Genomic DNA, 7,495 nt, shown 5'->3' with positions numbered 1-7,495 from the left:
ATTCCCACCGAAATTTTTCCAACTCCCCACAAATCTTTCACAATTTCTCTTAATTATCCCCACACTTAAGCAACATTTAAGCATAATATCTGTATTATTCCCTTTCCCAAATTTTCCCGTGTTTTTTATCTTTTTGTTTCTTGTTATTTCTGTGTTGTTTTCTTGTGTAGTTTTTACGCATTTCGTACTTGCATTGTAGCACTTGCACTTATACTAGATGATTTGTTTCTTATCATTACCAAATGATGCCAAATGATTTGTTAAATGACTTTTATTTGGGACACTCATTGTTGTGTATATTGTGTCGCTAGCTGTGATACTGCTGTGATGTTTTGTAATACTTTAAGTAGAGCAGAGCAATGTAAAGCAGTGTAGTATAGTGTAAAGCGGTGTTGTAAGCGTTAGAGAATGCAGAGAATGTGAAGTGGTGCAAAGTTTGATAAAGCGTGATTGCGTTTGAAACAATAGCCACAAAAGCTACAAACAACAAAAATCAACTTAAACGACTTAAGAATGCTTAAAGGGCATTAGTATAGTAAATGTTTAAGATAACGATTCCAATTTGGGCATAGCAAGAACACTACATTGATGTAAAACACTTAAAGAGCAATTTGGCGATATTTTACATTTTTTATCTTTAACTAGAATTGATGAAAAATTGGTAAATGATCTTTGACAACTAAGCAAGATGATAAAGCAAGTAATTATGCTAGCTTTATCTCTTACATTCATACAACTCGACTATGACTTAAAGCTTTAAGTAACCGTTGCAAATTGTTATTACATAGTTGCAACGCTTAACTTAGCTTAAGAGTAAAGTCTTTGTGATACGAGTGATAAGCCTATAACTTTAAGCTTTACTAGCTTAATAGTTATGACTTAGTTAAGTAGCAAGGATAAACCCTTTCATAAAAACACAAAATTTAAGCACAAATTCTTTAGAGTTTGCAAGTTTAATTTTTGTGAGCCTTATTTTAAGTTTTTAATAAGTTTATGGCAAGTTTGTGGTTGGTATTTTATATTGACTTAAATTTCCATAGCTTTTAAAACTTTAACTTTTTATGGAGAGTTTGGCTCTATTTTTTAGATTCTAAACTCTCCATTTTTTATGGAGAGTTTGATCCTGGCTCAGAGTGAACGCTGGCGGCGTGCCTAATACATGCAAGTCGAACGATGAAGCCTTTAGCTTGCTAGAGGTGGATTAGTGGCGCACGGGTGAGTAACGCATAGATAACATGCCCTTTAGTCTGGGATAGCCACTGGAAACGGTGATTAATACTAGATACTCCCTACGGGGGAAAGAGGCACTCAAAAATGCTCTTAGAAATGCACTTAGCTAGGCTCATAGAGTGTGATAAGTGTAGGGTTGGATTCTGCAAGTTTATTTATATAAATGCAGGAGAATCTAGCACTACAATGATTATGCTATATGTAGCTTATAAATGTATTTTTAAGAGTATTTTTGAGTGCTTTCGCTAAAGGATTGGTCTATGTCCTATCAGCTTGTTGGTGAGGTAATGGCTCACCAAGGCTATGACGGGTATCCGGCCTGAGAGGGTGAACGGACACACTGGAACTGAGACACGGTCCAGACTCCTACGGGAGGCAGCAGTAGGGAATATTGCTCAATGGGGGAAACCCTGAAGCAGCAACGCCGCGTGGAGGATGAAGGTTTTAGGATTGTAAACTCCTTTTGTTAGAGAAGATTATGACGGTATCTAACGAATAAGCACCGGCTAACTCCGTGCCAGCAGCCGCGGTAATACGGAGGGTGCAAGCGTTACTCGGAATCACTGGGCGTAAAGAGTGCGCAGGCGGGATAGCAAGTCAGATGTGAAATACTATGGCTTAACCATAGAACTGCATTTGAAACTGTTATTCTAGAGTGTGGGAGAGGTAGGTGGAATTCTTGGTGTAGGGGTAAAATCCGTAGAGATCAAGAGGAATACTCATTGCGAAGGCGACCTACTGGAACATTACTGACGCTCATGCACGAAAGCGTGGGGAGCAAACAGGATTAGATACCCTGGTAGTCCACGCCCTAAACGATGAATGCTAGTTGTTGTGAGGCTTGTCCTTGCAGTAATGCAGCTAACGCATTAAGCATTCCGCCTGGGGAGTACGGTCGCAAGATTAAAACTCAAAGGAATAGACGGGGACCCGCACAAGCGGTGGAGCATGTGGTTTAATTCGAGGATACGCGAAGAACCTTACCTAGGCTTGACATTGATAGAATCTGCTAGAGATAGCGGAGTGCTGGCTTGCCAGAGCTTGAAAACAGGTGCTGCACGGCTGTCGTCAGCTCGTGTCGTGAGATGTTGGGTTAAGTCCCGCAACGAGCGCAACCCTCGTCCTTAGTTGCTAGCAGTTCGGCTGAGCACTCTAGGGAGACTGCCTTCGTAAGGAGGAGGAAGGTGAGGACGACGTCAAGTCATCATGGCCCTTACGCCTAGGGCTACACACGTGCTACAATGGGGTGCACAAAGAGCTGCAATATCGTAAGATGGAGCTAATCTCAAAAACACCTCTCAGTTCGGATTGTAGTCTGCAACTCGACTACATGAAGCTGGAATCGCTAGTAATCGCAAATCAGCAATGTTGCGGTGAATACGTTCCCGGGTCTTGTACTCACCGCCCGTCACACCATGGGAGTTGTATTCGCCTTAAGTCGGGATACTAAATTGGTTACCGCCCACGGCGGATGCAGCGACTGGGGTGAAGTCGTAACAAGGTAACCGTAGGAGAACCTGCGGTTGGATCACCTCCTTTCAGAGAAAAAAGCAAGCTATTTGTTTAGCTTGCTTGCAACCTTGCTATTTTTAGTTGGTAGAGTTGGCACATTACGCGCTTTAGATTCTTGCTTAGTTTTCAGAGATTATTGTCCTATTTGATTCAATATGGGCTTATAGCTCAGGTGGTTAGAGCGCACCCCTGATAAGGGTGAGGTCAGAGGTTCAAGTCCTCTTAAGCCCACCATAGCTTGTTTCTTGTCTATTTTTGGCTTAGTGGCAATGAACTTGTTTATGGGTTAGATTTAGGAAATCCATTGTAGTCTTTAGCCTATCCTTGTTATTTTAGATTTCTTAGATTGCTTTAAGTTTTTTTAAGAAAGTCTTTGCAAATAAGGGGAATTAGCTCAGCTGGGAGAGCGCCTGCTTTGCACGCAGGAGGTCAGCGGTTCGATCCCGCTATTCTCCACCATAGCTTAAGTCTATCTAAAATCCCAAGTTAATTAAAGCTAATTAAAAGAGTTAATTAGAAATGGTTGGCTAAAACCAAATTACTTAAAAATAATTTGGTTAAAATCAGCAACACAATACTAGATTAACTTGCTTGGATTTTTAGTTTTTAAGTTAGAGTTTTTGTTTTTATTGTTTGTTCTATAAGGTTTAATGCAAGTCTTTAAGAGAATACACATAGAGAATCTTTAAGAAACCTTTAGTGTTAAGGTGTTCTTTTAGCATTCTTTTTAGTGTTTTTTGTGGAGGTTCTTTAGAATCTCTCTTAAGGGCAAAAAAATGGAATCTAAAAGCAAGAATATAAAAAAGTGCTAGATTCTAATTTGGGTTTTTATCCTGCTGGATTCTTAGATTTTATCTCTTTAGATTCCTTGCTAGATTTTATGACTTTGGTAAGATTTAGCGTAGCTAGGATTTATAGCTTAGGTTTTATGGATTTATAGCTTAAGATTTGCATTAGACTTTATAAGTCGTGTTATTTGATTTTTCATTGTTAATAGCCTAAGTAAAATAAAACTACAATAACCCTGCTTTATTGAAGTCTTTGTTTAAGCATTGTTGTGAATCCACAACAAGCTAAAATGATACACTCAGTAAGGCGGTAATGTAAGAATACTTAACAAAAAGGCATAAGCTACAATAGAGCAAATGGTGGATGCCTTGGGTAGTAGAGGCGATGAAGGACGCACTAGACTGCGAAAAGCTACGCGGAGCTGTCAAGGAGCTTTGATGCGTAGGTATCCGAATGGGGCAACCCAATGCGTAGTGATGCGCATTACCTTTAATGGAGCGAACCTAGCGAAGTGAAACATCTCAGTAGCTAGAGGAAAAGAAATCAAACGAGATTCTCTTAGTAGCGGCGAGCGAACGGGGATAAGGGCAAACCGAGTGCTTGCACTCGGGGTTGAGGACTGCAATATCCACTGCAATATCTTAGCAGAAGAGTTTGGAAAGACTCATCATAGAGGGTGATAATCCCGTATGCGAAAAGACATTGCTAGGTAGCAGTATCCAGAGTAGGGCGAGACACGAGAAATCTTGCCTGAAGCAGGGGAGACCACTCTCCAACCCTAAATACTACTACTACACCGATAGCGCACAAGTACCGTGAGGGAAAGGTGAAAAGAACCGCAGTGAGCGGAGTGAAATAGAACCTGAAACCATTTGCTTACAATCATTCAGAGCCCTATGATTTATCAGGGTGATGGACTGCCTTTTGCATAATGATCCTGCGAGTTGTGGTATCTGGCAAGGTTAAGCACACGCGAAGCCATAGCGAAAGCGAGTCTTAATAGGGCGTTAAGTCAGATGCTGCAGACCCGAAGCCAAGTGATCTATCCATGACCAAGTTGAAGTAAGTGTAACAGCTTATGGAGGACTGAACTCGTGCCCATTGAAACGGGTTGGGATGAGTTGTGGATAGGGGTGAAAGGCCAAACAAACTTGGTGATAGCTGGTTCTCTTCGAAATATATTTAGGTATAGCCTCAAGTGATAGCAATAGGGGGTAGAGCACTGATTGGGCTAGGGCTGCTCACCGCGGTACCAACCCCTGTCAAACTACGAATACCTATTGCCTTATCTTGGGAGTCAGGCGGTGGGTGATAAAATCAATCGTCAAAAGGGGAACAACCCAGACTACCAACTAAGGTCCCAAAGTTCTATTCTAAGTGGAAAATGATGTGAAGTTACTTAGACAACCAGGAGGTTGGCTTAGAAGCAGCCATCCTTTAAAGAAAGCGTAACAGCTCACTGGTCTAGTGATTTTGCGCAGAAAATATAACGGGGCTAAGATAGACACCGAAGTTGTAGATTCTATGTGAAAGCATAGAGTGGTAGAAGAGCGTTCGTATCTGCGTTGAAGCCATATCGGCAAGAAGTGGTGGAGCGATGCGAAGTGAGCATGCAGGAATGAGTAGCGATAAAAGTGGTGAGAATCCACTTCGCCGAAAGTCTAAGGTTTCCTACGCGATGCTCGTCATCGTAGGGTTAGTCGGGTCCTAAGACAAGTCAGAAATGGGTAGTCGATGGAAAATTGGTTAATATTCCAATACCAATAGTAGTGTGCGATGGAAGGACGCATAGGGTTAGGTGAGCTAGCTGATGGAAGTGCTAGTCTAAGGGTGCAGCTTGGAGGATAGGCAAATCCGCCTCTGTATGTCAAACCTCAAAGGCTCTCCAAAGTCTTCGGATAGCGGGGAGAATCACTGATGCCGTCGTGCCAAGAAAAGTTTCTAAGTTTAGCTAATATTGCCCGTACCGCAAACCGACACAGGTAGATGAGATGAGTATTCTAAGGCGCGTGAAAGAACTCTCTTTAAGGAACTCTGCAAACTAGCACCGTAAGTTCGCGATAAGGTGTGCCACGCAAGTGGTCTCAGCAAAGAGTCCCTCCCGACTGTTTACCAAAAACACAGCACTTTGCAAACTCGTAAGAGGAAGTATAAGGTGTGACGCCTGCCCGGTGCTCGAAGGTTAAGAGGATTTGTCAGGGGCAACCCAAAGCATTGAATTGAAGCCCGAGTAAACGGCGGCCGTAACTATAACGGTCCTAAGGTAGCGAAATTCCTTGTCGGTTAAATACCGACCTGCATGAATGGCGTAACGAGATGGGAGCTGTCTCAAAGAGAGATTCAGTGAAATTGTAGTGGAGGTGAAAATTCCTCCTACCCGCGGCAAGACGGAAAGACCCCGTGGACCTTTACTACAGCTTGGCACTGCACATGGGAGCATTATGCGCAGGATAGGTGGGAAGCTTTGAAGTCTCTACTCTGGTGGAGATGGAGCTGTCCTTGAGATACCACCCTTAATGTTTCTGTGGGCTAACTAGCTTGAGTTATCCTCAAGTAGGACAATGTCTGGTGGGTAGTTTGACTGGGGCGGTCGCCTCCTAAAAAGTAACGGAGGCTTGCAAAGGTTGGCTCATTGCGGTTGGAAATCGCAAGCAGAGTGTAATGGCATAAGCCAGCCTGACTGCGAGACAAACAAGTCGAGCAGAGACGAAAGTCGGTCATAGTGATCCGGTGATTCTGTGTGGAAGGGTCATCGCTCAAAGGATAAAAGGTACCCCGGGGATAACAGGCTGATCTCCCCCAAGAGCTCACATCGACGGGGAGGTTTGGCACCTCGATGTCGGCTCATCGCATCCTGGGGCTGGAGCAGGTCCCAAGGGTATGGCTGTTCGCCATTTAAAGCGGTACGCGAGCTGGGTTCAGAACGTCGTGAGACAGTTCGGTCCCTATCTGCCGTGGGCGTAGGAGAGTTGAGGAGAGCTGTCCCTAGTACGAGAGGACCGGGATGGACACGCCACTGGTGTAGCAGTTGTTCTGCCAAGAGCATCGCTGCGTAGCTACGCGTGGATGTGATAACCGCTGAAAGCATCTAAGCGGGAAGCCAACTCCAAGATTAACTCTCCCTGAAGGTCGCAGCAAGACTAGCTGCTTGATAGGGTAGGTGTGTAAGCATAGTAATGTGTTTAGCTGACTACTACTAATAGACCGTTTGGCTTATTTCTTTATATAGCGTTAAGTATTCTAATTACTGCCTTATTGAGTGTATCAAATTGGGTAAAGCAAGGGTTGTATAATTATTGGTGTGTTTTATTTAAGTCTAGAATCTAGTTTGTCTCTAGTTACCTTTGGGCTATTATCAATGGTTGATACTTAGTTATTTATTGTTTTTACTCATTAGGGTGCTTGTGTGTAGTAAGTGGTTTATAGTGATTTATTTCTTGTAAATCTTATTTATGCAAATCTAGCAAAGTGCATATAAGCACACATAAAGGAGAGTGCCTTTTAGGCATAAAAGCAATAAAATTCTAGTGTATCAAATGTTTGTTATCCCCATAGGAAAATGGAAATAAGGGCAAAAACATAGCTAAAGAGATAGGCTCTATACTCTGCTTTGTGGAGTGTAAAAGCCTAGCCAAAGCATCATAAGATTTATGGGTAGTGAAATATTACTTCTTAAGTGCAGGTTGATATGTAGAATCTTAGATTTTATGAGGCTTAAGTCTGGGTAGATGTGTTTGCTTGCCTTTATTTCCCTTTTCCTTGTGTCTATAGAGAGGAGGACACACCTAGCTCCATTCCGAACCTAGCAGTTAAGCTCCTCTTCGCTGATGATACTGCACTTTGCAAGTGTGGGAATGTAGGTCGATGCAGGGATTGGGGAAATGTTTATCTTAACTCACAAAATCTTGCTTTATCTGCTTTTTATTGTTTTTTATCTTACTTTACTTACTTTATTTTACTTTTT

General features: G+C 42.5%; 1 protein-coding gene, 2 tRNA genes and 3 rRNA genes. All 6 read left to right on the top strand.

From position 1 onward, the window contains the following. Positions 1–1,105: 1,105 nt before the first annotated feature. The 6 genes from CQA40_RS10580 to rrf all read left to right on the top strand — a co-directional run bounded on the left by CQA40_RS10580 (position 1,106) and on the right by rrf (position 7,404). Positions 1,106–2,769: ribosomal RNA gene (locus CQA40_RS10580) — 16S ribosomal RNA — on the top strand. A gap of 130 nt (positions 2,770–2,899) precedes the next feature. Further along, a tRNA-Ile gene (locus CQA40_RS10575) sits at positions 2,900–2,976 on the top strand. Between the two features lie 149 nt (positions 2,977–3,125). Continuing rightward, a tRNA-Ala gene (locus CQA40_RS10570) sits at positions 3,126–3,201 on the top strand. Between the two features lie 346 nt (positions 3,202–3,547). Beyond that, positions 3,548–3,682, top strand: a complete 135-nt coding sequence (locus tag CQA40_RS11760; RefSeq protein WP_258864554.1) for a hypothetical protein — start codon at positions 3,548–3,550, stop codon at positions 3,680–3,682. A 184-nt stretch (positions 3,683–3,866) separates the two neighbouring features. Beyond that, a 23S ribosomal RNA gene (locus tag CQA40_RS10565) occupies positions 3,867–6,752 on the top strand. A gap of 536 nt (positions 6,753–7,288) precedes the next feature. After that, positions 7,289–7,404, top strand: a 5S ribosomal RNA gene (rrf, locus tag CQA40_RS10560). The 16S, 23S and 5S rRNA genes sit together here with 2 tRNA genes alongside, the layout of an rRNA operon. Positions 7,405–7,495 lie beyond the last annotated feature (91 nt).

The sequence above is a fragment of the Helicobacter sp. MIT 01-3238 genome (assembly GCF_003364135.1).
Lineage (GTDB): Bacteria > Campylobacterota > Campylobacteria > Campylobacterales > Helicobacteraceae > Helicobacter_B.
Note: the sequence above shows the minus strand (reverse complement) of the source record. Positions and strands in the feature narration are given on the sequence as shown.